27 protein-coding genes and 1 riboswitch are annotated in these 26,721 nt (G+C 67.0%); of the genes, 13 read left to right on the forward strand and 14 right to left on the reverse strand.

The genetic code is table 11. From position 1 onward, the window contains the following. The first annotated feature begins 1 nt into the window (after position 1). Positions 2-1,234 (forward strand): CCA tRNA nucleotidyltransferase, encoded by a 1,233-nt coding sequence (locus SL003B_RS05890; RefSeq protein ID WP_013651910.1) that lies wholly within the window; start codon positions 2-4, stop codon positions 1,232-1,234. Between the two features lie 32 nt (positions 1,235-1,266). Here SL003B_RS05890 and hemF read toward each other — a convergent pair whose 3' ends face one another. Together hemF and SL003B_RS05900 are read right to left on the reverse strand one after the other, a co-directional pair. After that, complete coding sequence (gene hemF / locus SL003B_RS05895; RefSeq protein WP_013651911.1) at positions 1,267-2,193, reverse strand: oxygen-dependent coproporphyrinogen oxidase; 927 nt, start codon at positions 2,191-2,193, stop codon at positions 1,267-1,269. Positions 2,194-2,262: 69 nt separating this feature from the next. After that, positions 2,263-2,736, reverse strand: coding sequence for a tRNA (cytidine(34)-2'-O)-methyltransferase (locus SL003B_RS05900; protein WP_013651912.1), 474 nt, complete (start codon positions 2,734-2,736; stop codon positions 2,263-2,265). Positions 2,737-3,034: 298 nt separating this feature from the next. Between SL003B_RS05900 and SL003B_RS05905 the strand changes: the two genes are divergently transcribed. The 8 genes from SL003B_RS05905 (at position 3,035) to SL003B_RS05940 (ending at position 13,261) form a co-directional block, all read left to right on the forward strand. Continuing rightward, positions 3,035-4,927: an ABC transporter ATP-binding protein gene (locus tag SL003B_RS05905; protein WP_013651913.1), complete on the forward strand. Its 1,893-nt coding sequence runs from the start codon at positions 3,035-3,037 to the stop codon at positions 4,925-4,927. Positions 4,928-4,991: 64 nt separating this feature from the next. Further along, entirely contained in the window at positions 4,992-5,396 is a 405-nt protein-coding gene (locus SL003B_RS05910; RefSeq protein ID WP_013651914.1) for a DUF2177 family protein, read from the forward strand. Positions 5,397-5,615: 219 nt separating this feature from the next. Then, positions 5,616-6,959: a methyl-accepting chemotaxis protein gene (locus tag SL003B_RS05915; protein ID WP_013651915.1), complete on the forward strand. Its 1,344-nt coding sequence runs from the start codon at positions 5,616-5,618 to the stop codon at positions 6,957-6,959. 405 nt (positions 6,960-7,364) lie between these two features. Beyond that, complete coding sequence (locus SL003B_RS05920; protein WP_041375401.1) at positions 7,365-9,203, forward strand: ABC transporter ATP-binding protein; 1,839 nt, start codon at positions 7,365-7,367, stop codon at positions 9,201-9,203. 278 nt (positions 9,204-9,481) lie between these two features. Then, positions 9,482-10,042, forward strand: coding sequence for a ubiquinol-cytochrome c reductase iron-sulfur subunit (petA, locus tag SL003B_RS05925; protein WP_013651918.1), 561 nt, complete (start codon positions 9,482-9,484; stop codon positions 10,040-10,042). Between the two features lie 25 nt (positions 10,043-10,067). Continuing rightward, positions 10,068-11,336 carry a cytochrome b gene (locus SL003B_RS05930; protein ID WP_013651919.1) on the forward strand — a complete coding sequence of 423 codons (1,269 nt, stop codon included), beginning with the start codon at positions 10,068-10,070 and terminating at the stop codon, positions 11,334-11,336. Between the two features lie 38 nt (positions 11,337-11,374). After that, positions 11,375-12,205, forward strand: a complete 831-nt coding sequence (locus SL003B_RS05935) for a cytochrome c1 (protein WP_242390334.1) — start codon at positions 11,375-11,377, stop codon at positions 12,203-12,205. A gap of 180 nt (positions 12,206-12,385) precedes the next feature. Beyond that, complete coding sequence (locus SL003B_RS05940) at positions 12,386-13,261, forward strand: S-methyl-5'-thioadenosine phosphorylase (RefSeq protein ID WP_041375402.1); 876 nt, start codon at positions 12,386-12,388, stop codon at positions 13,259-13,261. A 6-nt stretch (positions 13,262-13,267) separates the two neighbouring features. On the opposite strand, the gene SL003B_RS05945 is transcribed toward SL003B_RS05940, so the two are convergent. Continuing rightward, positions 13,268-13,468 carry a hypothetical protein gene (locus SL003B_RS05945; RefSeq protein ID WP_041375403.1) on the reverse strand — a complete coding sequence of 67 codons (201 nt, stop codon included), beginning with the start codon at positions 13,466-13,468 and terminating at the stop codon, positions 13,268-13,270. Between the two features lie 91 nt (positions 13,469-13,559). Here SL003B_RS05945 and SL003B_RS05950 point away from each other — a divergent pair, with 91 nt between their 5' ends. From SL003B_RS05950 to SL003B_RS05960, 3 genes are read left to right on the forward strand one after another with little or no spacing between them, the layout of a single operon-like run. Then, entirely contained in the window at positions 13,560-14,108 is a 549-nt protein-coding gene (locus SL003B_RS05950; RefSeq protein ID WP_083812056.1) for an adenine phosphoribosyltransferase, read from the forward strand. 2 nt (positions 14,109-14,110) lie between these two features. Continuing rightward, a complete protein-coding gene (gene bluB, locus SL003B_RS05955) occupies positions 14,111-14,764 on the forward strand; it encodes a 5,6-dimethylbenzimidazole synthase (RefSeq protein WP_013651923.1) in 654 nt (217 codons plus the stop codon). Between the two features lie 9 nt (positions 14,765-14,773). Then, the gene (locus tag SL003B_RS05960) at positions 14,774-15,253 is read left to right on the forward strand and encodes a GNAT family N-acetyltransferase (protein WP_013651924.1); all 480 of its coding nucleotides are present in this window, start codon (positions 14,774-14,776) and stop codon (positions 15,251-15,253) included. A 10-nt stretch (positions 15,254-15,263) separates the two neighbouring features. On the opposite strand, the gene SL003B_RS05965 is transcribed toward SL003B_RS05960, so the two are convergent. The 10 genes from SL003B_RS05965 to SL003B_RS06010 form a co-directional block, all read right to left on the reverse strand. Further along, complete coding sequence (locus SL003B_RS05965) at positions 15,264-15,752, reverse strand: MaoC family dehydratase (protein WP_013651925.1); 489 nt, start codon at positions 15,750-15,752, stop codon at positions 15,264-15,266. Next, a complete protein-coding gene (locus SL003B_RS05970; protein ID WP_013651926.1) occupies positions 15,749-16,207 on the reverse strand; it encodes a MaoC family dehydratase in 459 nt (152 codons plus the stop codon). Before SL003B_RS05970 ends, SL003B_RS05965 begins: the two co-directional genes overlap by 4 nt. 125 nt (positions 16,208-16,332) lie before the next feature. Further along, on the reverse strand, positions 16,333-17,394 hold the full coding sequence (locus tag SL003B_RS05975) for a cytochrome-c peroxidase (protein WP_013651927.1): 1,062 nt from the start codon (positions 17,392-17,394) through the stop codon (positions 16,333-16,335). A gap of 575 nt (positions 17,395-17,969) precedes the next feature. Next, positions 17,970-18,953 (reverse strand): iron exporter MbfA, encoded by a 984-nt coding sequence (mbfA, locus tag SL003B_RS05980; RefSeq protein ID WP_013651929.1) that lies wholly within the window; start codon positions 18,951-18,953, stop codon positions 17,970-17,972. Between the two features lie 132 nt (positions 18,954-19,085). Continuing rightward, positions 19,086-19,769: an energy-coupling factor ABC transporter permease gene (locus SL003B_RS05985; RefSeq protein WP_013651930.1), complete on the reverse strand. Its 684-nt coding sequence runs from the start codon at positions 19,767-19,769 to the stop codon at positions 19,086-19,088. A gap of 51 nt (positions 19,770-19,820) precedes the next feature. Next, positions 19,821-20,033: riboswitch (cobalamin riboswitch) on the reverse strand. 82 nt (positions 20,034-20,115) lie between these two features. After that, positions 20,116-21,891 carry an SLC13 family permease gene (locus SL003B_RS05990; RefSeq protein WP_013651931.1) on the reverse strand — a complete coding sequence of 592 codons (1,776 nt, stop codon included), beginning with the start codon at positions 21,889-21,891 and terminating at the stop codon, positions 20,116-20,118. A 99-nt stretch (positions 21,892-21,990) separates the two neighbouring features. After that, on the reverse strand, positions 21,991-23,091 hold the full coding sequence (gene ychF, locus SL003B_RS05995) for a redox-regulated ATPase YchF (protein WP_013651932.1): 1,101 nt from the start codon (positions 23,089-23,091) through the stop codon (positions 21,991-21,993). Between the two features lie 95 nt (positions 23,092-23,186). Then, complete coding sequence (gene pth, locus SL003B_RS06000) at positions 23,187-23,936, reverse strand: aminoacyl-tRNA hydrolase (protein WP_013651933.1); 750 nt, start codon at positions 23,934-23,936, stop codon at positions 23,187-23,189. Positions 23,937-24,170: 234 nt separating this feature from the next. Then, complete coding sequence (locus SL003B_RS06005; protein WP_041375404.1) at positions 24,171-24,371, reverse strand: hypothetical protein; 201 nt, start codon at positions 24,369-24,371, stop codon at positions 24,171-24,173. 16 nt (positions 24,372-24,387) lie between these two features. Continuing rightward, positions 24,388-24,588, reverse strand: a complete 201-nt coding sequence (locus tag SL003B_RS06010; RefSeq protein WP_041375405.1) for a YdcH family protein — start codon at positions 24,586-24,588, stop codon at positions 24,388-24,390. A 102-nt stretch (positions 24,589-24,690) separates the two neighbouring features. Between SL003B_RS06010 and SL003B_RS06015 the strand changes: the two genes are divergently transcribed. After that, the gene (locus tag SL003B_RS06015) at positions 24,691-25,647 is read left to right on the forward strand and encodes a LysR substrate-binding domain-containing protein (protein WP_013651934.1); all 957 of its coding nucleotides are present in this window, start codon (positions 24,691-24,693) and stop codon (positions 25,645-25,647) included. Between the two features lie 291 nt (positions 25,648-25,938). Here the strand turns inward: SL003B_RS06015 and SL003B_RS06020 are convergent, their stop codons facing one another. Beyond that, positions 25,939-26,541, reverse strand: a complete 603-nt coding sequence (locus tag SL003B_RS06020) for a 50S ribosomal protein L25/general stress protein Ctc (RefSeq protein ID WP_013651935.1) — start codon at positions 26,539-26,541, stop codon at positions 25,939-25,941. Positions 26,542-26,721: the final 180 nt, after the last annotated feature.

A 26,721-nucleotide genomic window follows, 5' to 3' on the forward strand; every position in this document is an offset into this window, starting at 1 on the left:
CATGCGCTCCCTGTCCGATGCCCCCTGGCTGACCGCCCAATCGATCCAGCAGGTGTTCGAGGCGCTCGAGCAGGACGGTGACGAGGCACGCGCGGTCGGCGGGGCGGTGCGCAACACGCTGCTCGGGGTTCCGGTCGCGGACGTGGATATCGCCACGACCGCAGAGCCTGCCACCGTGATGAAACGGGCCCTTGCACATGGCCTCAAGCCGGTGCCGACGGGGATAGACCACGGTACGGTAACCGTCGTGAGTTCGGGGATAGCCTACGAGGTCACAACGCTGCGCGAGGATGTCGAGACCTTCGGGCGGCATGCGGTGGTACGCTTCGGCCGGGACTGGAGCCACGATGCGCGGCGGCGCGATTTCACGATGAACGCGCTCTACGTCGACCGCCATGGGCGGATCGACGATCCGATCGGCGGCTACGAGGATTGCCTGGCACGACGGGTACGGTTCATCGGCGATGCGGCCGAGCGCATCCGCGAGGATTACCTCAGAATCCTGAGATTTTTCCGCATTCACGCGGCCTATGGTGTCGGACAGCCGGATCCGGACGGGTTGCATGCGGCGATCCGGGCGCGGGACGGCTTGCGGCGGCTGTCTGCGGAACGGGTCGGCATGGAGGTCAAGCGGCTGGTGACCACCGCCGGCGCGCCGGGCGTCATCCGTCTGATGGAGAGTTGCGGGATCCTTGAAATCGTGACCGGAGGCGTCGGCCGGCTGGTGGATTTCGAGGCACTGAGGCGGCTGGACCGGGTCGCCCCGGAGGCACAGGAGGCGCCGGTCTGCCTGGTGGCGCTGTCCGGCTTCGTGGAGGAAGATCTGGACCGGCTGGTGAGCAGATTTCGGCTATCCAACGCCGAGCGGGAGCGGATGATGCGCGCCCACCGGGCTGCGGCCCAGCTCGCCCACGGTGCGGACGAGCGTGGCATCCGGGGTGTGCTGTTCACGGATGGGCGCCAGCCGGCGATCGATGGCGCGCTCCTCGCCTGGGCCCGCAGCGGCGGGGAAGCCTACGACGAGACCTGGAAATCCCTTCTCGGCCTGGCCCGGAACTGGCCGATCCCGATGTTCCCGGTCGGCGGCCGGGACCTCCTGAAGCAAGGTGTCGCCGCGGGGCCGGCGCTGGGCGCGGTGCTGGCGCGGCTGAGGGCCGCGTTCATGGACAGCGACTACACGATGACGCGCGAGGACCTGCTCCGCCTGGCCGAAGACACCCGCGGCACGGCGTAGGCCTGGGAAATTTCTGCAATTCTTTCAAGCCGTCAAGGCCACTTCACCACGGGCGGCAGCGACGACAGGATCGAGGCGACGTTGCCGCCGGTCTTCAGGCCGAAGATGGTGCCGCGGTCGTAGAGCAGGTTGTACTCGACGTAGCGACCGCGCCGGATGAGTTGTTCCTCGCGCTCCGCTTCCGACCACGGTTTCTCGAAATTGGCCCGCACCAGCCTCGGATAGACGTCGAGGAAGGCGAGGCCGACGTCGCGGGTGAAGGCGAAGTCGGCGTCCCAGTCCCTGGAGTGCAGGTAGTCGTAGAAGATGCCGCCGATGCCGCGCGGTTCGTTGCGGTGGGGCAGGAAGAAATACTCGTCGCACCACGCTTTGTAGCGGTCGTAGTCGGCGCAGGCATGGGGCGCGCAGGCGGCCTTCATGGCGGCGTGAAAGGCGACGGTGTCGGGATCTTCCTGCGTGCGGCGGGCATCGAGCACAGGGGTAAGATCGGCGCCGCCGCCGAACCACTGGCGGCTGGTGACCACCATCCGGGTGTTCATGTGCACGGCCGGCACATGGGGATTGTGCAGGTGCGCGATCAGGCTGATGCCAGAGGCCCAGAAGCGCGGATCCTCCGAGGCGCCGGGGATCTGGCCCCGGAATTCGGGAGAAAACGCGCCGTGGACGGTGGATACGTGCACTCCGACCTTCTCGAACACGCGTCCGTGCATGAGCGACATGACGCCGCCGCCGCCCTTGGCGCCGGAGGCGTCCGTGCGCTCCCAGGGCGTGCGCACGAAACGGCCGGCGGGCTTGTCCGACAGCGGGCCGCCGCGTGCGCCTATCTCGTCCTCGAGGGTTTCGAAGGCGGAACAGATGCGGTCGCGGAGATCTTCGAACCAGGTGGCGGCGGTGATCTTCTTGGTTTCGATGGCGTCCGGAACAGGGCCGCCGCGCTGGTCCGTGGGGGAAGAGGTCATGGGCTTTCCTCGGATCGGGTCGTTCGTTGCGGCCTTTCTAGCAGTCCGACCGACAAAGGCCAAAACGGTTTAGCCGGCCGGCGCAGGCGGGAAGGCGGCGGTCTGGCGCAAGGCCTCGCCGAGCACCATGGCCGCGGAAACCGCGACGTTGAGGGAGCGCAGGCCCGCGACCATCGGGATCGTCAGGCGCGCGTCCGCAGCCTCGTGGACGGCGGCAGGGACGCCGGCCGACTCGCGGCCGAAAAGCAGGATATCCGACACCTGGAAGGGGAAATGCGGATAGGGATCGGCGGATTTCGTGGTCAGCAGGACGAGGCGGCGGCCTTCGGCCCTGCGCCAGGCTTCGAAGGCGGGCCAGTCGAGGTGGCGGATCAGGGCGGCGCGCTCCAGATAGTCCATTCCGGTGCGCCTCAAGGCACTGTCGGACAAGGGAAATCCGGCTGGCTCGATGAGGTGGACGGCGACGCCCATGCAGGCCGCCAGGCGCAGGATCGTGCCGGTGTTCTGCGGAATGTTGGGCTGGAAGAGGGCCAGATCGGGCATCGGTTCCGTGCGTTTGCGGTGGATGGAGACCTGCCGGAGACCTACCGGAGACCTACCGGAGACCTGCCGGAGACCTGCCGGAGACCTGCCGGAGACCTGCCAGAAACCGCGAAATTCCGCGCCGACCCATCGTTTGCGCCCGAATAGCACCGCGGACACGCGGCTGTCACGCGGCGGCATCGCCGTTTTGCCGTCGCGCCCCATCTATGTCCGGGCCGGAGATTTGATGCCGGCCCCGTGCTGCTGTAAGCGACGGGGGGCGACCGACCGTTCGGCCGGACCGTCAGGAGTCCGAACCTTGGAATCTCTCTACCGCCTCTTCGAGCGCTGGATCGACCCTTTCGGCAAGGGGCCGGGGGGACCGGGCTCCGACATGCCGAGCAGCGGGGCGGCGTTCCTGATGCACTTCGTGCGCCAGGCGCGCTGGCCGTTCGTGCTCATGCTGGCGCTGGGCGGAATCACGGCGGCGATCGAGGCGGGAATTTACAGCTTCATCGGCATGATCGTCGACATGCTGCAGGCTGACGCCAGGGCGGACCTGTTCAGCCGGCACGGTCCGGTGCTGCTGGCGATGGCCGGGGTGGTGCTGGTGCTGCGCACGGCGGTCGCCACCTTGACGGCGCTGGTCGAGGAACAGACGGTGGTGCCGGGCTTCACCAACTTGGTGCGCTGGCAGGCGCACCGGCGGATCATGGACCAGAGCCTGTCGTTCTTCCACGACGAGTTCGCCGGGCGTATCTCCGCCAAGGTCTGGCAGGCGGGGCAGTCGGCGGCCGAGTTCATGACGACGCTGCTGCAGACGGTCTGGTACATCGTCGTCTACGCCCTTGCGACGCTGCTGCTGGTCGCCGATCTCGACCTGTGGCTCGGCGCGGCGGTCGCGCTGTGGCTGGTTCTGTTCGCGGCGATCGCGCGGATCTACGTGCCGCGGATCCGCACGCTCGCCAAGGGCACGGCGCATGCCGCCTCGGGCGTGACGGGGCGGCTGGTCGACACCTACACCAACATTCAGACGGTCAAGCTGTTCGGCACCCGCGGCGGCGAGGAACAGGGCGTGCGCATCGGCTACGGCGTCTATCTCGACGTCCTGCGGCGCTTCACCCGCAGCCTGACGGCGGTGCGCGGCCTGATGGCGCTGCTCAGCGGCACGATGATGGTGCTGATCGCCGGCCTGACCTTGCTGTTCTGGCAGGCGGGGACGGTGTCGGTCGGCGAGGTCGCCCTGACGCTCGGGCTCGTGCTGCGGCTGAACCTCCTGCTCAACCGCATGCTCGGCCAGCTCAATGGCCTGTTCCGCACCATGGGCACCCTGCAGGACAGCATGGACATGATCGTCAGGCCGATCGCGCTGACCGACGCGCCGTCGGCGCCGGACCTGGTCGTCACCGAGGGCCGGATCGACTTCGAGGGCGTACGGTTCCACTACGGGCGCAGGGGCGGCGTCATCGACTCGCTGTCGTTCAGTATCGAGCCGGGCGAGAAGATTGGCGTCGTTGGGCCGTCCGGCGCGGGCAAGTCGACGCTCGCCAACCTGCTGCTGCGGTTCTACGACGTCGAGGCGGGACGGATCCTGATCGACGGCCAGGACATCGGGCGGGTGACGCAGGCGTCTCTCAGGCGGCAGATCGGAATGGTGTCGCAGGACACCTCGCTGCTGCATCGCTCCATACGCGACAACATCCTCTACGGCAGGCCGGAGGCCGACGAGGCGGCGCTGCGGCGGGCGGCGGAGCGGGCCCATGCGCTGGCGTTCATCGAGGGCCTGCGCGATGCGAAGGGACGGATAGGCTTCGACGCCCATGTCGGCGAGCGCGGCGTCAAGCTGTCCGGGGGCCAGCGCCAGCGCATCGCCATCGCCCGGGTGCTGCTGAAGAACGCGCCGATCCTGGTGCTCGACGAGGCGACCTCGGCGCTCGACTCCGAAATCGAGGCCGCGATCCAGGAGAACCTCACCGAGCTGATGGCCGGCAAGACCGTGATCGCCATCGCGCACCGGCTGTCGACCATCGCGGCGATGGACCGGTTGATCGTCATGGACGGCGGACGCATCGTCGAACAGGGGCGCCACGACGACTTGCTCGCCCGGCGCGGGCTCTACGCCAACTTGTGGGACCGCCAGTCCGGCGGTTTCCTGACGGTGGAGGCTGATGCGGAAGAGGTTGTCCGGCATGACGGCGCCGCCGGGCAGTGATCCAAAAAACCGGCACCGGCGTAACCCGAGCGTGACTGCAGCGGAGCCGGGAAGCGCAAAGCCAATGACCCACTATCTCGTTGCCTATGCTGCGACCGCGGCAGCCTTTCTGCTGGTCGACTTCATCTGGCTGTCGCAGATCGCGACCCGGTTCTATTTCGACCGGATCGGGCACCTGATGATGGACAAGCCCAATCTGGCGGTCGCGGCGGTCTTCTACGCCGTCTATGTCATCGGGATCCTGATCTTCGCGGTGGTTCCGGCGCTGAAGGCAGGCTCGATGCCGACGGCCGTCCTCTATGGCGCGCTGTTCGGCTTCTTCGCCTATGCAACCTACGACATGACCAACTACGCGACGCTCAGGGACTGGCCGATCGTCGTCGCAGTTGTCGACGTGGCGTGGGGGACGGCGCTGACGGGGTTCGCGGCCGGTTTCGGCTACTGGGCGACGCGCCAGGTCGCTGGCTGAACCGGCGCGTGCCGGTCGCCGGCACGGACAATTGCCAGTCCTCGGAGCTCGGCGCGACGACATTACGACGCACCTTCCGGGTCTCGATCGTGAAAAGTGTCGATTGCGGAGCTTTCGGCTACACAATCTTTACGGCTCGTGGCGAGGATCTCCGGTGGGGAGCCTTGTGGTGGGGAGCTCCGCGACTGTTGGGCGAACGCTTCCGGAGCGAGCGAGTCAATGATCAATCTTCTTCGCGAGGCCTTGCGGCTTACGGTGCTTGGCCGGTTCCTGGTCATGGTCGTCACGGCGGCGGCCATCATGGTGGCGGGAACGGCCTATGCCTTCTACGTCTTCCGTCAGGCGCTGACCGAGGCGCTGGGCGACCCGAGCCAGGCCGCGAGTTTCACCGGTCCCGACGCCGCGAGCCGCGTCGACGGACTGATCCTCGACCAGATGGTGCAGATCGTTCTCGTCTGTATGCCGGTGGGCGCGTTGTTTCTTGCCCTCGCCGTCATGCTGGCGCTCGGCGTGGCGCGGCCGCTGAAGCGGTTGCAGTCGGGCCTCGACCGCCTGTCGGACGGCGATTTCGAGATCGACATTGACGGCGCCGACCGGGGTGACGAGATCGGGGCGATCGCGCGCTCGGTCGTCGCCTTCCGCGGCAAGCTGGCTGCCCGTGCCCAGGAAGACATGGCGCGCCAGGCCGCGCAGCAGCAACAGATGGAGGACGAGCGTCGCGCGCTGATGGACGACGTGGCGGTCGATTTCGAGCGCTCGGTCATCGGCGTCGTCGATGCCCTGTCCAAGGCGGCGCGCGTGGTCGGCGAGAATTCGGAACACCTCCAGTCGGCGGTCGCCACCTCGGCGCATGCGGTCGACGGCGTGTCGGTTGCCGCTGGGGAGGCCAGCCAGTCCGTCACCTCGGTCTCCGCGGCGACGGAAACGCTGGCCCGCTCGATCGACGGCATCGGCCGAGACGTCACGCTGGCCTCGGAAATCGCGGGAACCGCCGTGGAGGAGGCGCGCAAGACCGATGCGATCGTCGGCCGCCTGTCCGAGACGGGCCGCGCCATCGGCGAAGTGGTCGAGCTCATCAGCCAGATCGCCAGCCAGACCAATCTGCTGGCGCTGAACGCCACTATCGAGGCAGCGCGTGCCGGCGAGGCGGGTCGGGGCTTCGCCGTCGTCGCCAGCGAGGTGAAGGCGCTCGCCGGACAGACGACCAAGGCGACCGAGGAGATCACCGTTCAGGTGGCATCGGTGCAGACCGTCGCGGAACAGGCCGTCGAGGCCATCCGCTCGATCGCGGGCACCATCGACCGCATCAACGAAATCTCCTGCACGGTGCGGGCATCGGTGCAGGAACAGGGCGTGGCGACCAGCCAGATCGGCCGCAGTGTGGCGATCGCCAACACCAGCACCGACAGGGTCGGCGACAACGTCTCGCGCCTGGCCGATGCGATGGCGGCCAGCCGCTCCGCCTCGACGGCGATGCAGGAGGCCGCCGACGACCTCGACGGCCTGTCCGGCGACCTTCAGAGCAAGGTAAGCCAGTTCCTCACCAGCATCCGGGCCGCCTGACGCGCTCGCGATGCTGCGGTCTGCCTTGTGGCCTCGCGGTCACAAGGCGCCGCGAAACGGCCTGCTTCCGGGGGACGGCGCTTTTCCGCAGGTCCCCTTTGCTGTAATTGAGGACCGGTGTCGCCGACAGGGTGGCGCCGTTTCCGTTTCCCGTTTTTCCCTTTTCGTTTCCAGCTGCCGAAGGAGGGCCTCAATGCGCATCATGTGTTCGTGCATTCCATCCGCCGCCCTCGTCCGGTCGCCCCGGCAGGCCTAGCGCCTGCCGTTTCCATCTTCCGATCCCAGAACGGGTCTGCCGGCCAGCGCACCTGCCCATGGCGGGGCAGCCGCGACGCCGATCCGTTCCGCCGCAATCCGATGACGGGTCCGGGCGGACAGCGCCGGCCCGTTCGCAAGGAGACAGCCATGTTCCGCCGCTTCGAGCGTCTCGTCGATCCGTTCGCGGACGAGACCCTGACGGTCCCGCCGAAGGGATTCGTGGCCTTCTGCTGGCACTACACCAGGCCGGTGTGGCCGATCCTAGCCGCCGTCTCCGCGCTCGGCGCGGTGATCGCCGTGCTGGAGGTGACGATCTTCACCTTCCTCGGCGACCTGGTGAACTGGTTGGGGACGGAGAGCCGGGAGAGCTTCTTTTCCGACAACTGGGGCCGGCTCGCCTGGATGGCGACCGTGATCCTGGTGCTGCTGCCGCTGGCGCATCTCCTGTGGGAGCTGCTGTTCCACCAGGGCCTGGTCGGGACCTATCCGATGTCGGTGCGCTGGCGCGTCCACCGATACCTGCTGCGCCAGTCGATCGCGTTCTACCAGAACGACTTCGCCGGCCGGATCGCCAACAAGCTGATGCAGACGGCGCTCGCCGTGCGCGAGGTGGTGACCCGCGTCGCCGACATCCTGGTCTATGTCTCGGTGTATTTCACCGCGGCGGTGGTGGTGGTCGCGGAGGCCAACGTGCGCCTGGCCGCGCCGTTCCTGGCCTGGCTCGTCGCCTATGTTCTGGTGCTGCGCGTCTTCATCCCGAGGCTCAAGGACGTCTCCCGCGAGCAGGCCGACGCGCGCTCGATCATGACCGGGCACGTGGTCGACGCCTATTCCAACATCGCCACGGTCAAGCTGTTCTCCCATGCCGCGCGCGAGGAGGCCCATGCCAAGGGGTCGATGACCGCGTTCATGGCCACGGTGTTCCGCCAGATGCGGCTGGTGACGGTGCTCAACACGACGCTGACAGCGCTGAACACGCTGCTCCTGTTCGCCGTCGGCCTGCTGTCGATCCTCTTGTGGCAGCGCGACGTGGTCAGCACCGGCGACATCGCGATCGCGGTGGCGCTGGTGCTGCGGCTGCAGGGCATGTCGCAATGGATCCTGTGGGAGGTGTCGGGCCTGTTCGAGAACGTCGGCACGGTGCAGGACGGCATCGCCACCATCGCGCGCGAGCGCGAGGTGACCGACGCGCCGGGGGCGGGGCCGCTCAAGGTGACGCGCGGCGAGATCGTGTTCGAGGCGGTGCGCTTCCACTACGGCAAGGAGGCCGGGGTGATCGAGGGGCTCGACCTGACCATCCGGCCGGGCGAGAAGATCGGCCTGATCGGACGCTCGGGGGCGGGCAAATCGACGCTGGTCAACCTGCTGCTGCGCTTCTACGACCTGGAGGGCGGGCGGATCCTGATCGACGGCCAGGACATCGCGAGGGTGCGCCAGGACGACCTGCGCGCCCATATCGGCGTGGTCACGCAGGATACCTCGCTGCTGCACCGCTCGATCTTCGAGAACGTCGCCTACGGCCGTCCGGAGGTCAGCCGCGCGCAGGTCGTCGCCGCTCTGGAGAAGGCACATGCGCTCGACTTCGTCGACACCCTGGAGGATCGCGACGGGCGGCGCGGGCTGGACGCCCATGTCGGCGAGCGGGGTGTGAAGCTTTCGGGCGGCCAACGCCAGCGCATCGCCATCGCGCGGGTGCTGCTGAAGAACGCGCCGGTCCTGGTGCTCGACGAGGCGACCTCGGCGCTCGACTCCGAGATCGAGGCGGCGATCCAGGACAGCCTGTTCGACCTGATGGACGGCAAGACGGTGATTGCCATCGCGCACCGGCTGTCGACCATCGCGGCGATGGACCGGCTGGTGGTGCTGGACCGGGGGCGAATCGCCGAGGAGGGCACACACGACAACCTGCTGGCGCGCGGCGGCCTCTATGCCCAGCTGTGGGCGCACCAGTCGGGCGGATTCCTGGATCCGGCGCGCGGCGGCTGAGCGAACCGGGACGGGGCGGAAGCGGGGCGGCGGGGCGGCACGAAAAAGGCGCAAAAACGGCACGTGCGGGTGCGACATTTGAATGTCTGCGCCATCGACGATCTGGACAACGCGGCAGAACGGTGCAAAAAGACGAGCCGCTTGGAGTGGTGTGGATCTGTGCCGCACCCTTTGACCGTTGAAGCCCGTGCCGGCCCGCCTATCGTTCCCAAAGGAGCGATGCCGGGCTGCCTGCGGGCATTCACTACAGGTTGAACAGGTTTCGAGAGGACGCGACCTTGGCACATTCGGATTCGGCGGAACCCACCCGCCGCGACTTCCTCTACATTGCGACCGGCGCCATGGGCGCTGTCGGCGTAGGCGCGCTGGCCTGGCCGTTCATCGACCAGATGAACCCGGATGCCTCGGCGCTCGCCCTGGCCTCGATCGAGGTGGACGTGTCCGCCGTCGAGGAAGGCCAGTCGATCACGGTCAAGTGGCGCGGCAAGCCGGTCTTCATCCGCTACCGTACGGCGGCGGAGATCGAAGAAGCCAAGGCGGTGCCGCTCGGCGACCTGCCGGACAAGTTCGCCCGCAACGCCAACCTGCCCGACACCGCCGACGCGAGCGACGCGAACCGCGCGGCGGCGGGCAAGGAGGAGTGGCTGGTGCAGGTCGGCATCTGCACGCACCTCGGCTGCGTGCCGCTCGGCGACGCCGGCGACTTCGGCGGCTGGTTCTGCCCGTGCCACGGCTCGCACTACGACACCGCCGGCCGCATCCGGAGGGGCCCGGCGCCCGAGAACCTGCTCGTCCCGCCGTACGAATTCGTCGGCGACACGACGATCAAGATCGGTTGACCGGCAGACTTTCCAGGAGGCAGCCATGGCTGGACATTCCAATTACGTACCGCAGAGCGCGGCGGCTAAGTGGCTCGAGAGCCGCCTGCCGGTCATCTCGCTCATGCGCGGCTCTTTCATCGACTTCCCGACCCCGAAGAACCTGAACTACTGGTGGACCTTCGGCGGCATCCTGTTCTTCGTGCTGATCGCGCAGATCGTCACCGGCATCGTGCTGGTCATGCACTACACGCCGAACACGGCCATGGCGTTCGACAGCGTCGAGCACATCATGCGCGACGTGAACTTCGGCTGGCTGTTGCGCTACCTGCATTCCAACGGCGCGTCGATGTTCTTCATCGCCGTCTACATCCACATCTTCCGCGGCCTCTACTACGGTTCCTACAAGGCGCCGCGCGAGATCTCGTGGATCCTCGGCGTGATCATCTTCCTGATCATGATGGGCACCGCCTTCATGGGCTACGTGCTGCCTTGGGGCCAGATGTCCTTCTGGGGCGCCACGGTGATCACCAACCTGTTCTCCGCGATCCCGCTGGTCGGCGATGCCATCGTGACCTGGCTGTGGGGCGGCTTTGCCGTCGACAACCCGACGCTGAACCGGTTCTTCTCGCTGCACTACCTGCTGCCGTTCATGATCTTCGGCGTCGTGCTGCTGCACGTGTGGGCCTTCCACACCACCGGCAACAACAACCCGACCGGCGTGCAGCCGAAGTCCAGCCAGGACACGCTACCGTTCCACCCGTACTACACGATGAAGGACCTGTTCGCGATCGTCGTGTTCATGATCCTGTTCGCCTGGTTCGTGTTCTACGTGCCGAACTACATGGGCCATCCGGACAACTACATCGAAGCCAACCCGATGGTGACGCCCGCGCACATCGTGCCAGAATGGTACTTCCTGCCGTTCTATGCGATCCTGCGCGCCGTGCCGGACAAGCTCGGCGGCGTTGTGGCCATGTTCGGCTCCATCGCCGTGCTGTTCGTGCTGCCGTGGCTGGACACCTCGAAGGTCCGCTCCGGTACGTTCCGGCCGCTGTTCAAGCAGTTCTTCTGGATCTTCGCCGCCGTCTGCGTCGGCCTCGGCTATCTCGGCGCCATGCCGGCGGAAGGGATCTACGTGATCCTCGCCCGGATCCTGACGATCTACTACTTCGCCCACTTCCTGATCATCCTGCCGCTGCTGGGCTTCCTGGAGAAGCCGCTGCCGCTGCCGGCGTCGATCTCGGAGGCGGTGCTGGCCAAGAGCGGATCGGGCAAGCCGGCGGGTGCCGCCGCGGCTCCCGAGACGAAGTGAGCCACGAACAGGATCGGGAGTTTTAGGATATGAGCACCATGATCAAGTCGGTTCGTGCGCTTGCCGCCGCCGCCAGCCTCGCCGTCGCGGCGCCGGCCTTCGCGGCGGGCGAGACCCCGCACATCGAACGTCAGCAATGGTCGTTCTCCGGACCGTTCGGCCAGTACGACCGGGCCCAGCTGCAGCGCGGCTTCAAGGTCTACAAGGAAGTCTGCGCGTCGTGCCACGGCGTGCGGCTGGTCGCGTTCCGCAACCTCGCCGAAGAGGGCGGTCCGGGCTTCACCGAGGAGGAAGCCAAGGCGATCGCGGCGGACTACACGGTCGTCGACGGTCCGAACGAGGACGGCGACATGTTCGAGCGACCGGCGGTTCTCGCCGACCGCTTCCCCTCGCCGTTCCCCAACGAGCAGGCGGCGCGCGCGTCGAACGGCGGCGCCTACCCGCCCGATTTCTCGCTGCTGGCCAAGGCGCGCGCGGCGCACCGCGGCTTCCCGTGGTTCGTGTTCGACGCCTTCACCCAGTATCAGGAGCAGGGCGCTGACTACATCTACGCGCTGCTGACGGGCTACGAGGAAGACCCGGAAGGCATCGAGGTCCCGTCGGGGCAGTATTACAACCACAGCTTCCTCGGCGGCCAGTTCATTGGCATGGCGCCGCCGCTGAGCGACGAACTGGTCGAATACACCGACGGCACGCCGATGACGCTCGACCAGTACTCGCGCGACGTCGCCGCGTTCATGATGTGGGCCGCCGAGCCGCATCTGGAAGCGCGCAAGAAGATGGGCTTCCGCGTGATGGTCTTCCTGATCATCTTCGCTTCGCTGCTCTACTTCACCAAGCAGAAGCTGTGGCGCAACGTCGCCCACTGAGCGACGATCCCGTCCGTTTCGAAAAGGCCGCCGTGGCGACACGGCGGCCTTTTGCGTCGGTGAGCGGATCTCTGCCGGCCGCGCAAGGGGTTCCCGACGCGAGCGAGTCGGGTAAAGTCGCAGATGAGGACGTCGCGAGGGCTGCGCGACGTCGATGGTGGAAACCGCAAGGGGGCGAGAATGGCCAGGGCCGTGCTTGGTGTGATCGGAGGATCGGGGATCTACGACCTTCCGGGTCTGGAGAACGCGGAATGGAAGACGGTCGAAAGCCCGTGGGGGACGCCGTCCGACCAGGTCCGGATCGGCGAGGTGGACGGGCTCAAGGTGGTCTTCCTGCCGCGCCACGGCCGCGGGCACGTCTACTCGCCGACCGACATCAACTACCATGCCAACATCGACGTCATGAAGCGCTGCGGCGTGACGGATCTCGTCTCGGTGTCGGCCTGCGGTTCGCTCAAGGAGGAACTGGCGCCGGGAACCTTCGTGCTGGTCGAACAGTTCATCGACCGCACCTTCGCGCGGCCAAAGAGCTACTTCGGCAACGGCTGCGTCGCCCATGTCTCCATGGCCTATCCGGTCAGTCCGCGGCTGATCGATCATGTCGAGGCGGCGGCGCGGGCGGAGACCCTCGCCTACCGGCGCGGCGGCACCTATCTCGCCATGGAGGGACCGCAGTTCTCGTCGCTGGCCGAAAGCCACATGTACCGGTCCTGGGGCTGCGACGTGATCGGCATGACCAACATGCCGGAGGCCAAGCTCGCCCGCGAGGCGGAGATCTGCTACGCGACGATCGCCATGGTGACCGACTACGACAGCTGGCATCCCGAGCACGGCGAGGTCGACATCCAGGCCATCATCAAGGTGCTGAACGACAATGCGCACAACGCGCAGCGCCTGGTCGCGCGCCTTGCCCGCGACCTGCCGCGCGAGCATGAACCGTGCCCGATCGGGTCGGATACGGCGCTCGAATATGCGCTCATGACCGCACCCGACAAGCGCGATCCGGCGCTGATGGCGAAACTGGACGCGGTGGCCGGGCGCATCCTCAATCGCTGAGGCGGATCAGAGGCTGCGGCCGCCGTGCATCCACAAGCCGCCCATTCCCCCGAACAGGCCGCCGATAAACGCCATGATCACCGAGACGATGATCGACACGATGATCGCCGCCGGGATCGCGGCCAGACCGAACTTGATCATGATGAGGACGAGACGGGTGAACGGAATTTCGACGTCCACGACGATCATGCGTTGATTCTGTTCCATTTCCCTGTTTCCTTTTCCGCTCGTTGACCGAATGCCGATCCCGCGCAGCGTGTTGGGAGTCCCGGCGGAACGCAATCAGAAAGGTGCGACCATGGAAATGCCGAGCGTGTCGGACGAGCTGCTGCAGGCGATCCGGACCATCCCGGACTACCCCAAGAAGGGCATCCTGTTTCGCGACATCACGACCCTGCTCGGCAACGCCAGGGCGTTCCGCCGCGCGGTCGACGCGCTGGTCCAGCCCTGGGCCGGCTCGAAGGTCGACCAGATCGCCGGTATCGAGGCGCGCGGCTTCATCCTGGGCGGCGCCGTGGCGCACCAGCTGTCCGCCGGCTTCGTGCCGATCCGCAAGAAGGGCAAGCTGCCGCACGAGACCGTGCGCATCGCCTATTCGCTGGAATACGGTCTCGACGAGATGGAGATGCACAAGGACGCGATCCGTCCGGGCGACCAGGTGATCCTGGTCGACGACCTGATCGCCACCGGCGGCACGGCGGAGGCCGCCTGCAGGCTGTTGCGCAACCAGGGGGCGGAGATCGTGGCGGCGTGCTTCATCATCGACCTGCCGGACCTGGGAGGGCGCAAGAAGCTGGAAGCGCTAGACGTTCCGGTGCGCACGCTGGTCGCGTTTCCGGGGCATTGACGATGACAGGGCCGAGCGAACACGGCCCGGAGTTTCCGCCTGCGTTCAGGGTCGTCTTTGCCGATCTCATGCGCTGGCGGCGCGATGTGCGCCGCTTCCGCAAGGACAGCCTGCCGGAAGGCCTTCTGGATGAGATCCTAGCGCTGGCCGATCTGGCGCCGTCCGTCGGCAACAGCCAGCCCTGGCGCATTGTCAAGGTGGAGAGCGCGGCGTGCCAGGCCGCCATAACGGGCCTTTTCGAAACAGAGAATGCCCTGGCCCTGACCGCTTATGAGGGGGAAAAGGCCGCGATCTACGCAAAGCTCAAGCTCGCGGGACTGCGCGAAGCGCCGGTGCATCTTGCCGTTTTCTGCGACCCTGATCCGGAGCAGGGCCATGGTCTTGGCCGTGCGACGATGCCGCAAACTCTTGCTTTCTCCGCTGTCGGCATGATCCAGTGCCTGTGGCTCGCAGCGCGCATGCACGGGGTTGGGCTCGGCTGGGTCTCGATCATCGAGCCTGAGGCTGTAAAAGGAGTTCTGAGCGTGCCGGCCGCGTGGGAGTTGATCGGCTATCTCTGCCTCGGCTTTCCCGAGGAAGATCACCTCGTGCCGGAGCTGGAGCGAGAGGGCTGGCAGGCCCGCACCCCGCTCGAAGGGCGGATCCTGACCCGTTAGGAGGCATCTTTGGCAGTCACCGTCAGACCCATTGAAGACAAGGACCGGCCCGCGCTCACCCGCCTGCTCGAAGAGCGTTGGGCGGGCCCGGAGATCCTGATCGACGGCGAGATGATCGACGCCTCCGCGCTGCCGGGCTTCGTCGCCGAAGACGGCGGGCAGCTCGTCGGCCTCGTCACCGTGATCAAGCGCCCCGACGAGTGGGAGATTGTCACGCTTGACTCGCTCAACCGGTGGGCGGGCACCGGGAGCCAGTTGCTGCAGGCGGTGGTCGAGGAGGCGCGCAAGGCCGGGCTGGCGCGCGTCATGACCCGCACGTCCAACGACAACCTGGATGCATTCCGCTTCTACCAGCGGCGCGGCTTCCGCCTGGAGCGGGTCGTGCACGGGGTCATCGACGAGGAGCGCAAGCTTAAGCCGGAAATCCCAGTTTCCGGCCAGCACGGCATTCCCATGCACGACGAGATCGTGTTCGCCCGCACGCTGTGAGCGCGGACGTTCAGCCCGCCGAGGGCGCGCAGCGCTCGACGAAGACGTTGCTGTCGAAGCTGAAGACCAGGTCCCCGTGCTGGTTCACGCCCTCGTTGCGGGCATGGACGATGCCCCAGTCGGGCCGGCTGCGCGATTCTGTCTTGCCGGTGACAGTGCTGGCGTAGGAGATCGTGTCGCCGGCATAGACGGGCTTCAGCCACTTCAGGTTCTCGAAGCCGGGCGAGGGGCCGCGGCGCACGGGCGGTTCGCCGCGCGCGCGGGCCTCGCGCTCGGCGCGGTCCTGGGCGGCGGCGAACAGCTTCATGAAGACCGCAGCGGTGTGCCAGCCGGAGGCACACAGGCGGCCGAAATGGGTGGCCGCGGCGCCTTCCTCGCTGAGGTGGAAGGGTTGGGGATCGTACTTGCCGGCGAAGTCGACGATCTCCTCGGCCGTGAAGCGATGGCTGCCAAGCTCGATCCGCTCGTCAGCGACGATGTCCTCGAAAAAGGCGCTCATGCGGGCTGGCTCCGGCAGGAAAACAGGATCGGGTTCTCGACCGTCATGACCGTGTCGCCGTGCTGGTTGGTGACGGTGAAGCGGAAGGAGACGATGCCGAGGCCCGGCCGGGAGCGCAGCGGGCGGGCGGAGACCACCTCGGCCTCGGCGCTGAGTACGTCGCCCGGGCGCACCGGCCGGCGCCAGACGAGCCGGTCGATGCCCGGCGCGCCCTGTCCGGCGGAGGAGCCGAGCAGGCCGTCGACCAGCAGGCGCATGTACATGGCGGCCGTGTGCCAGCCGGAGGCGGCGAGCCCGCCGAGCAGCGAGGCCTCGGCGGCCGCTTCGTCGAGGTGGAACGGCTGGGGATCGAATTCGCGCGCGAAGGCGACGATTTCCTCGCGCGTGACCGCCTTTTCGCCGAGCGGGATTCGCTCGCCGGGGCGGAAATCCTCGAAGTATCTGTAGCTTGTCATGGCCGGATTTCTTAGCGGATTTCAGCGGGCTTGGCGATGGCAGCGGCGCGGCAGGGCACAAAAAAGCACGGGCCGGCGAACCGGCCCGTGCCGTGGCGCCATGCGGGCGCCTCAGGTCTTTCCCGTCAGTTCTTGATCGGCTCCATCAGCTCCGGACGGGGCGTCGCGCTGGTGCTGACCGGCAGGATCGGGTACTCGACCACCGGCTGCTCGCCGGTAAGGGTGAGCAGGAAGGCGGTGATCGCCTCGACCTGCTCGTCGGTCAGGTCGGCGCCGAGCTGCGAGGTAGCCATGATGCCGACCGCCTGCTTCAGATCCCAGACCATGCCGGAATGGAAGTAGGGGGCGGTCAGTTCGATGTTGCGCAGCGGCGCGGCGCGGAAGACGTATTCCTCGTCCGCCGTCTGGGTCACGGCGAAGCGGCCCTTGTCGTCGGGCGGCAGGATGTCCGCTCCCGGCTTCTCGACGACGCCGAACGGATAGTAACCCTCGCCGCCGAAGTTGACGCCGCCGTGGCAGCTGGCGCAGCCGGTGTCCATGAACAGCTTCAGGCCTTCCTTCTCCTGGTCGTTGAGGGCGGCCTCGTTGCCTTCCAGGTACAGGTCGAACTTCGACGCCGGCGTGATCAGCGTGGCCTCGAAGGCCTCGATGGCGCGGGCCATGTTGTCGAAGGTGACCGCATCCGCTTCGCCGGAGAAGGCGCGCTGGAAGCGCTCGACGTATTCCGGCATGCTCTTCAGCGTCTCCTCGACGCGGTCGGGCGTGTTGGCCATCTCGACGCCGGCCTGGATCGGACCCTTGGCCTGGGCCTTCAGGTCGTCTGCGCGGCCGTCCCAGAACTGGGCCGTGTTGAAGATGGCGTTGAACACCGTCGGGGCGTTGCGCGGACCCTTCTGCCAGCCGTGGCCGATGGAGGTCTCCAGGTTGTCGTCGCCGCCCATGCCGACGTTGTGGCAGGTGTTGCAGGACAGCAGGCCCGAGCGCGACAGGCGCGGATCGAAGAACAGCATGCGGCCGAGGTCGATCTTCTCGCGCGTCACGGGGTTGTCTGCGACGGTCGGGACCGAGTGGGGAATCGGCTGGAAGTAATCACGTGCCTCGGTCAGAAGCTCGGACTGGGCCTGCGCCGGGGTTAGCGACAGGGCAAAAACCGAAAGACTGGCAAGGAGTAAGCTGGCTCTGGTCATATCAACCTCCGTTGGATCGAGGTGCGGCCAGTTTATAGCAGTTCCAGTTCGCGGCATTGCGGCAGCCGCTTGACAAGGAAAAAATCGGATAAATATACTCAACTTATCGCTTCGATCCATGATCTTCGGCTGAGTCTGGACCCTGAAAGAAAGAGGAACGCCTTTCCGTTCAATGGCTCTTCTAGGGAGCTTTGATTTTCCTTTGTTGCGGACAATGAAGCCCAGAAAAACGGTTCAGTACTGGCTATGTCTTGCGGTCTTGTCCGGCTGACCCAGGATCGTCATCGGTTCGATTTGCCGTCCGATCGTGTCGTCTTGACTTTGGTCAAGGACAAGGGCATGAGGATGAAGGCCGGTTGCACCATCTGGCCGCAGCCGGGCCGGAATCGACCGAAAAATCCGGCGTCCTATTGCCGCAGATTTGCCGTAAAGCCGACTCGGCCGGCGACAGGCTTCGGGCAGATCGGGTCCAGCCTGCCGTTGCCAACCTGCCGTCGACCAGTCTGCCGTTGACCAGCCTGCCGCTGACAGGGCGCGATATCGCACCGAAGGCGAGAAGGCGGACAGGATGCGTCTCAGGCGTTGCCGATCAGGATGCCGGCGGCCAGCACCAGCGAGCCGCCGAGGACGACCTGGAAGGTGGCGCGCAGGAACGGCGTCTCCATGAAGCGATTCTGGATCCAGGCGATCGCCCACAGCTCGACGAAGACGATCATCACCGCGACGGTGGTCGCGGTCCAGAAATGCGGGATCAGATAGGGCAGCGCATGGCCGAGGCCGCCGACGGCCGTCATCACGCCCGAGGCGAGACCGCGCTTGACCGGCGAGCCGCGTCCCGACAGCACGCCGTCGTCGTGGGCGGCTTCCGTGAAGCCCATCGAGATGCCGGCGCCGACCGAGGCCGACAGCCCGACCAGGAAGGTCTGCCAGGTGTCGCCGGTGGCGAAGGCGGCGGCGAAGATCGGCGCCAGCGTCGACACCGAGCCGTCCATCAGGCCGGCGAGGCCCGGCTGGACGTAGGTCAGGATGAACTGGCGCCGCTCGGTACGGCCTTCCTCATCGCGTACGTCCTGCGGCGTCAATTCCCGCCCCAGGCGGATGGCGAGGCTTTCATGGCCCTTCTCGGCCAGCGCCAGGTCGCCGAGCAGCTTGCGCGTCGAGGCATCGGAAACCCGCTTGGCCGCCTCCAGATAGAAGCGGTAGGCCTGATCCTCCATCCGCTCGGCCATGGCGCGTACCTTGTCGAGACCGAGCGGGCGCACCAGCCAGTCCGGCTTGCGTTCGTAGTAGCCGCGTACGTGTTCGCGCCGGATCAGGGGGATGGTGTCGCCGAAGCGCACGCGGTGCAGCTCGATCAGGTGCTGGCGGTGCTCGTTCTCCTCCTCGGCCATGGCGTCGAACACCTTGGCGGACTGCGGAAACTGCTCGCGCAAGCCGTCGGCATAGGCCTTGTAGATGCGCGCGTCGTCTTCCTCGGAGGAGATGGCGAGCGCAAGGATCTCCTGTTCGGAGAGCGAGGCGAACTCGCGGCGGCCGAAGCCGAGCAGGCGGCTGAACATGCGAACCTCTTTAGAGTAATTCTAAAGAATTATAGGCTGTTCATCCGCCCGAGCCAAGGCCAGGGATCATCCCGCAGGCAAGATGCCGCAGAGCACGGGAGACCCGCAGACCGGCCGCCGCGGGACGCGGTGTCAGACCGCCTCGTGGTAGAGGCGTCGATAGAGCAGAGGCGACAGGGACAGTCCGGAGATCGTCTTGGCGGCGGCCAGGACGGCCAGATCGACGAGCGGTTCGATCAGGATCACGGTCAGGTAGGCAGCGCCGAAGGCAGCGATCGAAGCGAGGTTTTCCGTACCGAATCCGCTGCCGTAGAGCGCCCAGAACGCCACCCAGGCCACGACGCCACCTTGGTAGGACGTCGAAAGCGCGAGAGCTTGCCAGTATTTCACGTCCACATAGGGCGTCTTCGCCGGAATGATCCGCTTCGCCAGCAGGCTGACGGCGAACAGCGGCACCAGCAGGGTCGTCACATTCATGCCGTACTGGGGCAGATCGAACGGCGCGAACAGCAAGCCCTGCAGCAGGAGCCCCGTCGCGAGGCCGATGGCGGCCGGTCCGGCGCCGAAGACGAGATAGAGCGTCGATCCGAGGATCAGGTGTACTTCCGAAACGCCGACGGGGTGGTGCGGCAGGAGTTCGAAGAAGGCGAAGACGAGCGCCGTGGTCACCAGGCTGCGCAGGGCCACGGCCTGGAAACCGCCATCGTGGCGGACGGTGTATCCGATCATCTTGGCCGCAAGCACGAAGGCCGTTCCCGCGGTGGCGTAGCTGAGCACGATCTTGGCGCCGTCGACGACGCCGGGTTCGATATGCATGTCGTTCTCCTTGCCGCACCCTCCGTGCGGCGGCGGTTGCGTTGTTGGGCGGCTGGGCCCGGTCCGATGGCAGGTCTCCTGGCTTGCGGCGCGTTGCGCGCCCTCGCCTTCCCAGCCGTCCGGCCAGTGGCTCGTAGAGGTGCGCTCGCCGCTCACAGTTGCGGGGGCAGCCACGGTCTCGGTCCCTGATGGGTAATCCTCACCGTGTTCCCTTTTCATCCGCCGCGCGTCATGTTTGGCGGAACCATCACGCGAAATCGTGCACCCGCGCGCAGCCGGGGGCAAGCCTGCCGGCCATACGTAATAATCCGGGCAGATGGGGAGGGGCGCGGTGAGCGCCAGGGCCCTACAGGGGCCAGAAGACGAGGATGGACGGCACGGCGACGGCCAGCACGATCAGTTCCAGCGCCAGGCCCATGCGCCAGTAGTCGCCGAAGCGGTAGCCGCCGGGGCCCATGATGATGGTGTTGTTCTTGTGCCCGATCGGGGTCAGGAAGGCGCAGGACGCGGCGACCGCAACACCCATGAGGAAGGCGTCCGGATTGACGTCGAGCGTGCGGGCGACCTGGATTCCGATCGGCGCCGCGATCAGGGCCGTGGCGACGTTGTTGAGGAAGTCCGACAGCGTCATCGTGACGACCATGAGGGCCAGGAGAACCACCCACGCCGGTGCGCCCCAGGTGAGGGCAACGATGCCGGATGCGATCAGTTCGGCGCCGCCCGAGGTTTCGAAGGCGATGCCGAGCGGGATCAGCGAGGCCAGAAGCACGACCACCTGCCACTCCACGGCCTCGTAGACTTCCGTGCCGTCGACCAGACCCGTGGCGGCGTAGAACACCGCGCAGGCGGCCAGGGCGACGGGCAGGGAGGTGATGCCGGCGACGGTGACGGCGATGGCGAACAGGAACGCGCCGACGGCCAGGCCGGCCTTGTTGCGCTGGACGACGCCGGTCCGGCGTCCCTCGAGCGGCAGCACGCCGAGCCAGGAGGTTGCCGTCTCCAGGTTCTCGGGCGTGCCGAGCAGCAGCAGCACGTCGCCCGGGTGCAGTGTCAGCCGGCGGACGCGGTCATGGAAGCGCCTGCCCTGGCGGGAGACGCCGAGCAGTGTCACGCCATGGCGATAGAGCAGGCGCATGCCGGTCGCCGTCCGCCCGGCCATGCGGGAGGTCTCGGGCACGATGGCTTCCATCAGGGTGAGGCTGCCGCCGGTGACCCCGGCCTCGTGTTTTTCGGAGCCTTCGAACTCCAGGTCGCCGGCGCCCATGAAGGACTCGATCGATTTCGGGTTGCCCTCGACGATGACGAAATCGCCTTCCCGTACGGGTTCGCGGCGAGCGAAGCCTGGCAGACGGCGGCCGTTGCGGACCAGGCCGAGGACATTGATGTCCTTCTCGTCGGCGAGCGGATAGAGATCGCCAAGGGTGAAGCCTTCGCTCTTCGAGCCTTGGCCGACGCGCAGTTCGGCGACATAGAGGGTTTCGGCCGCTTCGGTGTCGGCCGGCGCGGTCCTGACCCGGGCCGGCAGCAGGCGCCAGCCGACGAGCGCGACGAACAGCACGCCGAAGATCGAGACCGTGGCGCCCACCGGGGCGAAGTCGAACATCGAGAAGGGGGCACCGAGCGCGTCCTGCCGGTACTGGGCGATGACGATGTTGGGCGGCGTTCCGATCAGGGTGATCATGCCGCCGAGGATGGTGGCGAAGGAGAGCGGCATCAGCGTCAGCGCAACGGCCCGCTTCGCCTTGCGCGCCGCCTCGATGTCGAGCGGCATGAGAAGGGCGAGGGCGGCGACGTTGTTGATCACCGCGGACAGGGCCGCGGCGACGATCGACATGACGCCGATATGCCTGGAGACGCCGTTGCCCGTCGCAATCAGGCGGCTGGCGACGAGTTCGATGGCGCCCGAATTCATCAGTCCGCGCGAGACGATCAGCACCAGGGCGATGATGACGACGGCGGGATGGCCGAAGCCGGCGAACATCTGATCCGTGGGAACCAGCTCCGCCGCCGTCGCGACGATCAGGGCAGTGAAGGCGACCAGATCGTAGCGGATCCGGCCCCAGATCAGCAGTGCGAAGACGAAGCCGAAGATCGCGAACAGCGAGGCTTGATCGATCGTCACGTCGTGGCTCCGTCCGTTCCGTGTCGCGCAGGCCCAGTCCGTCCAACGATGCGGGCCGCGCGTGGTTCCCTTGACGGGCGGCCCGCCGTGACGGCGGCGTCAGGTGTTGAACTTGAACAGCATCACGTCGCCGTCCTTGACGACGTATTCCTTGCCTTCGTCACGGGCCTTGCCGGCTTCCTTGGCGCCGACCTCGCCGCCGAGCGAAATGTAGTCGTCGTAGGCGATGGTCTGGGCGCGGATGAAGCCGCGCTCGAAGTCCGAATGGATGACGCCGGCCGCAGCAGGCGCCTTGGTGCCCCGGGTGATGGTCCAGGCGCGGGTTTCCTTCGGGCCGGCGGTGAAATAGGTGATCAGGCCGAGCAGATCGTAGCCGGCGCGGATCAGACGGTCGAGGCCGGGTTCGCTGAGGCCGAGGGTTTCCAGATATTCCGCCTGCTCGGCGTCGTCGAGCTGGGAGATCTCGGCCTCGATGGCAGCGGAGATGACGACGGCGCCGGCGCCCTGGGCCCTGGCCATCTCCTCGACCTTCGTCGACAGGGTGTTGCCGGTGGCGGCGGAGCCCTCGTCGACGTTGCAGACGTAGAGCACCGGCTTGGAGGTGAGCAGGTTCAGGCCCTGGAGGATCTTCCTCTCGTCGGGCGAGGCGAGTTCGAGCAAGCGAACCGGCTTGCCGTCCTGGAGCAGGGCGAGGGCGGCCTCCATCACCGGCAGCACGGCCTTGGCCTCCTTGTCGCCGCCGGACGCCTTCTTGCGCAGCGGCGCGATGCGGCGCTCCAGGCTCTCCATGTCGGACACCATCAGTTCGGTTTCGACCGTCTCGGCGTCGGAAATCGGATCGATCTTGCCCTCGACATGGGTGATGTCGTCGTCCTCGAAGCAGCGCAGGACGTGGACGATGGCGTCGACCTCGCGGATGTTGGCGAGGAACTGGTTGCCGAGGCCCTCGCCCTTGGACGCGCCGCGCACCAGGCCGGCGATGTCGACGAAGGTGATACGGGTCGGGATGATCTCCTTGCTGCCGGCGATCCTGGCGATCTCGCCGAGGCGCGGATCCGGCACGGCGACCTCGCCGGTGTTCGGCTCGATGGTGCAGAAGGGATAGTTCGCGGCCTGGGCGGCGGCGGTCCTGGTGAGCGCGTTGAAGAGCGTGGACTTGCCGACATTGGGCAGCCCGACGATGCCGCACTGGAAACCCATGGGAGATCGCTTTCGGTTGGTCTTTCGAGAGTTGCCGCTTCTTGCCCGAGGGGCGGGGTGAGGTCAAGGGGCGCGGCGCGCCGCCTGCGCCCGGGTCAGTCCCGCTCCGGTCCGCCGAGCAGCTTCTTCAGCATGGCGGCCATTGGGCCGGAGGCGGGCAGGGCGGCGGGCTTGGTCTGCCGGGCCTGGCGGATGTGGCTCTGGCCCTTCGGCCGGGTGGGGGACGGGGCCGCGGCGGATGCCGCCTCGCCGGCGGGCTTGCGCTTCGCCTTCTCCGGCTCGAGCAGCAGGGTGAGCTTGTTGGCGAACTGGCTGTCCTTGCCCTCGGCAAGCAGGCCGGCGTTGTCGGCGATGGCCTCCAGCAGGGGGTCGAGCCACTCGGCATCGACCTTGGCGAAGTCGCCGAGGACGTAGTTGGAGACCAGTTTCTTGTCGCCCGGATGGCCAATGCCCAGGCGGAGCCGGCGATAGGCGTCGCCGATATGGGCGGAGATCGAGCGCAAGCCGTTGTGACCGCCGTGACCGCCGCCCGCCTTCATGCGAAATTTCGCCGGCGGCAGGTCGAGTTCGTCGTAGATGACGAGAACGTCCTCGGGCGCGAGTTTGAAGAAGCGCACGGCCTCGCCGACGGCGCGGCCGGACTCGTTCATGTAGGTGGCCGGCTTCATCAGCAGGATCTTCTCGGCGCCGAGCTGACCCTCGGCGACCTCGGCATGGAAGCGCGCGCGCCAAGGGCCGAAGCCGGCATGGCGGCGATGGATCGCGTCGGCGGCCATGAAGCCGATGTTGTGGCGGTTGCGTTCGTACTTGCCGCCGGGATTGCCCAATCCGACGATCAGTTTCATGCCCTGCTCTCCCGGTCCGCCAGCCTTCGGGCCGCTTATAGCAGAGCCGGCTCTCGTGTCGAGACGGGGCGGAACGGGCGAGGCTGACTCGGCCTGCGCAGGTCCGGCATTCCTCCGGCGCCACTCCGGCGGTGGGTCGGCACCGGTCCGGCGGGAGTCCGGCGGGAGTCTGGCGCCGGGCGCGGCGGGATTTCGGGCAATCCCGCGCGCGCCGGCGTGCCGGCCCGAGGGGCTTCAGTCGTCCCCAGCCTCTGTCCGGCAGCGGATCTGCTCGCGTTCCGCGGCGACGTGATCGAGCAGGGAGCGGCTGGCGGTGCGTTCCTTGTCGCGCAGGAAGTCCGCCATGCGGCTGTCGAGGTCGCGCAGGCGCTCGGCGGTCGACGGCGCGCCGAAATGGCGGCGATAGACCGGAAAAGCCAACCAGAGCGGATACATGGGCGTTCTCCTGCGGTCAGGCCGTCGCTGTTGCAACGGCGGGATGGGGGCGATGGACGCGCCGCTCCAGCTGGACGATTTCTTCCTTGAGGCGCAGGCGGATCTTCTTCAGCGACATGATCCGCAGGCTGTCCGGATGCGGTCGGCGCTCCTCCCGCCCGATCTTGGCATCCAGGATGGCGTGACGGACGCGCAGGGCGACCAGTTTGCGATGCATGGGCTCCTCCTTGGCCATGGTGGCGACAGGCCAGAGATGGTGCCAGGGTGATGATTGTTGAAATACATTGCTTGTATCAATCCGATAGAGGAAAACTATCAAATGCCTTATCGCCCGACCCACCGCCAGCTCGAGTATCTAGTCGCCGTCGCGGACCACGGCCATTTCGGCCAGGCGGCGCGGGCGTGCCATGTGTCGCAACCGACGCTGTCCGCGCAGCTCAAGCTGCTGGAGGACCGGCTGGGGGTGGTGCTGATCGACCGCAGCGGTGCGACGGTGCAGCCGACGCCGGCGGGACGGGCGATCCTGCCGCTGGCGCGCAGCGCGCTGGAAACGCTCGACGAGCTCGTCGCCGTGGCCGGCGCCGACGCCGAGATGCTCGGCGGCCTGGTGCGGCTCGGCGTGGCGCCGACGATCGGCCCCTATCTGTTGCCAGGCGTCCTGTCGCGGCTGCACCACAGCTATCCGCGGCTCGAGATCTATATCCGTGAGGAACGGCCCGCGGTTCTGGAACCGACGCTGGCGGAGGGTATGCTGGACTGCATCCTGACACCGCTGCCGCTGGACACGGAGCGCTTCGAGGTCATGCTGCTGTGCGACGAGCGGATCTATCTAGGGGTGCCGGCCCGCCACCGTCTCGCGGGGCCGGGGACGGTGAGTGTCGAGGATCTTGCTGGCGAGCGGATGTTGACGCTCGGCCGGGGCCATCGCTTGTTCGATCATGTCCAGGTGCTGTGCAGCGCGTCCGGCGCGCGCATGAGCGAGGACTACGAGGGCACCAGTCTCGACGCCCTGCGGCAGATGGTCTCCATCGGCATGGGCCTGTCGTTGTTTCCGGCAGCCTATGTGGCGATGGAGTTTCCGAAGGACGGCGAGGTCATCCCGCGTGACCTCGCCGGATGGCCGATGCGCCGGTCGATCGCGCTCGCATGGCGCCGGAACAGTCCGCGGCGCAGCCATTTTGCCACGCTGGCGCACGTGGCGCGTCAGGCGGTGGCGGACATGCATGCAGACGGTTTGGCGGTGGCTGGCCTGGATGCGGACGGGCCGGGTGCCTGAGCGGTCCCGCATGCGCCAGGGGCGACGAAAAAGGCGGAAGATCCGCCCCTCAGACTGCTGACACCCCTCCAAACGCGTCATCCCGCATGCAGCGAAGCGAAGATGGGGCATCGGCGAGCCGGGACCTCTCGGTCTCCTTCATCGAGACCATCGATATCGCGGCCCTCCGGTTCCGGCTCGCAGCTCACGCTTGGCCGGAATGACACCGGAGAGGCTGCGGGTGTGTCGACACGCTGAGGGGCGGAGAATATCCGCCCCTTCGCAATCGGAAAACCGAGACGAATCCGGAGATCAGTCTTCGGACTCTTCCTCGGTCACCTCCTTGAGGCCGGCCGGCGCGGCGATCGTCGCGATGGTGAAATCGCGGTCCGTGATCGTCGGCTGGCAGCCCTTCGGCAGGGCGACGGCAGAAATGTGCAGGCTGTCGCCGAGGTCGGCCTTGGCGAGGTCGAGCTCGATGAATTCCGGAATGGCGTTGGCCGGAACCGTCATCTCGACCGCATGGCGGACGATGTTCAGGACGCCGCCCCGCTTGATGCCGGGGCAGGTTTCCTGGTTCAGGAAGTGCACCGGGATGTCGACGGTCAGCGTGGTGTTGGCCGACACGCGCAGGAAATCGATGTGCATCAGTTCGTCGCGCACCGGATGCAACTGGTAGTCCTTGGCGATGACCTGGTGCTTTTCGCCGTCCACGTCGATTACGCCGATGTGGGTCAGGAAGCCGCCCTTGTGCAGGTTCAGGGTCGATTCCTTGATCGGCACGGTGATCGGCAGGGCGGGTTTCTTGTCGCCGTAGATGACGGCGGGGAGAAGGCCTTCGCGACGCAGTGCCCGTGCGGCCCCCTTGCCCACCCGGTTCCGTGCCGACGCCTTCAGCTCATAGCTGGCAGCCATGGCAATACTCCTTCGGATGCTTGATGGCGGGCCGGCGCTTCCCTCAGGGATCTTTCGGGGAACGGGATCGGCCCATTCGCGCCTCCTCCAGGGGTGCAGGCGCGCGAGGTCTATAGCGGAAGGACGCCGCAAGGGCAAGGTGCAATGGTTGGCAGCAGGGCCGACACCAGCAGCCCGGCG

This window comes from Polymorphum gilvum SL003B-26A1, assembly GCF_000192745.1.
GTDB lineage: Bacteria > Pseudomonadota > Alphaproteobacteria > Rhizobiales > Stappiaceae > Polymorphum > Polymorphum gilvum.

What these genes read in the sequence shown, in the direction of transcription:
- SL003B_RS05890 (WP_013651910.1), top strand. Translation starts at nt 2, where the DNA reads ATGCGCTCCCTGTCCGATGCCCCCTGGCTGACCGCCCAATCGATCCAG.
- hemF (WP_013651911.1), bottom strand. Translation starts at nt 2,193, where the DNA reads ATGACCTCTTCCCCCACGGACCAGCGCGGCGGCCCTGTTCCGGACGCC.
- SL003B_RS05900 (WP_013651912.1), bottom strand. Translation starts at nt 2,736, where the DNA reads ATGCCCGATCTGGCCCTCTTCCAGCCCAACATTCCGCAGAACACCGGC.
- SL003B_RS05910 (WP_013651914.1), top strand. Translation starts at nt 4,992, where the DNA reads ATGACCCACTATCTCGTTGCCTATGCTGCGACCGCGGCAGCCTTTCTG.
- SL003B_RS05915 (WP_013651915.1), top strand. Translation starts at nt 5,616, where the DNA reads ATGATCAATCTTCTTCGCGAGGCCTTGCGGCTTACGGTGCTTGGCCGG.
- SL003B_RS05920 (WP_041375401.1), top strand. Translation starts at nt 7,365, where the DNA reads ATGTTCCGCCGCTTCGAGCGTCTCGTCGATCCGTTCGCGGACGAGACC.
- SL003B_RS05930 (WP_013651919.1), top strand. Translation starts at nt 10,068, where the DNA reads ATGGCTGGACATTCCAATTACGTACCGCAGAGCGCGGCGGCTAAGTGG.
- SL003B_RS05935 (WP_242390334.1), top strand. Translation starts at nt 11,375, where the DNA reads ATGATCAAGTCGGTTCGTGCGCTTGCCGCCGCCGCCAGCCTCGCCGTC.
- SL003B_RS05940 (WP_041375402.1), top strand. Translation starts at nt 12,386, where the DNA reads ATGGCCAGGGCCGTGCTTGGTGTGATCGGAGGATCGGGGATCTACGAC.
- SL003B_RS05945 (WP_041375403.1), bottom strand. Translation starts at nt 13,468, where the DNA reads ATGGAACAGAATCAACGCATGATCGTCGTGGACGTCGAAATTCCGTTC.
- SL003B_RS05950 (WP_083812056.1), top strand. Translation starts at nt 13,560, where the DNA reads ATGGAAATGCCGAGCGTGTCGGACGAGCTGCTGCAGGCGATCCGGACC.
- bluB (WP_013651923.1), top strand. Translation starts at nt 14,111, where the DNA reads ATGACAGGGCCGAGCGAACACGGCCCGGAGTTTCCGCCTGCGTTCAGG.
- SL003B_RS05965 (WP_013651925.1), bottom strand. Translation starts at nt 15,752, where the DNA reads ATGAGCGCCTTTTTCGAGGACATCGTCGCTGACGAGCGGATCGAGCTT.
- SL003B_RS05970 (WP_013651926.1), bottom strand. Translation starts at nt 16,207, where the DNA reads ATGACAAGCTACAGATACTTCGAGGATTTCCGCCCCGGCGAGCGAATC.
- SL003B_RS05975 (WP_013651927.1), bottom strand. Translation starts at nt 17,394, where the DNA reads ATGACCAGAGCCAGCTTACTCCTTGCCAGTCTTTCGGTTTTTGCCCTG.
- mbfA (WP_013651929.1), bottom strand. Translation starts at nt 18,953, where the DNA reads ATGTTCAGCCGCCTGCTCGGCTTCGGCCGCCGCGAGTTCGCCTCGCTC.
- SL003B_RS05985 (WP_013651930.1), bottom strand. Translation starts at nt 19,769, where the DNA reads ATGCATATCGAACCCGGCGTCGTCGACGGCGCCAAGATCGTGCTCAGC.
- ychF (WP_013651932.1), bottom strand. Translation starts at nt 23,091, where the DNA reads ATGGGTTTCCAGTGCGGCATCGTCGGGCTGCCCAATGTCGGCAAGTCC.
- pth (WP_013651933.1), bottom strand. Translation starts at nt 23,936, where the DNA reads ATGAAACTGATCGTCGGATTGGGCAATCCCGGCGGCAAGTACGAACGC.
- SL003B_RS06005 (WP_041375404.1), bottom strand. Translation starts at nt 24,371, where the DNA reads ATGTATCCGCTCTGGTTGGCTTTTCCGGTCTATCGCCGCCATTTCGGC.
- SL003B_RS06010 (WP_041375405.1), bottom strand. Translation starts at nt 24,588, where the DNA reads ATGCATCGCAAACTGGTCGCCCTGCGCGTCCGTCACGCCATCCTGGAT.
- SL003B_RS06015 (WP_013651934.1), top strand. Translation starts at nt 24,691, where the DNA reads ATGCCTTATCGCCCGACCCACCGCCAGCTCGAGTATCTAGTCGCCGTC.
- SL003B_RS06020 (WP_013651935.1), bottom strand. Translation starts at nt 26,541, where the DNA reads ATGGCTGCCAGCTATGAGCTGAAGGCGTCGGCACGGAACCGGGTGGGC.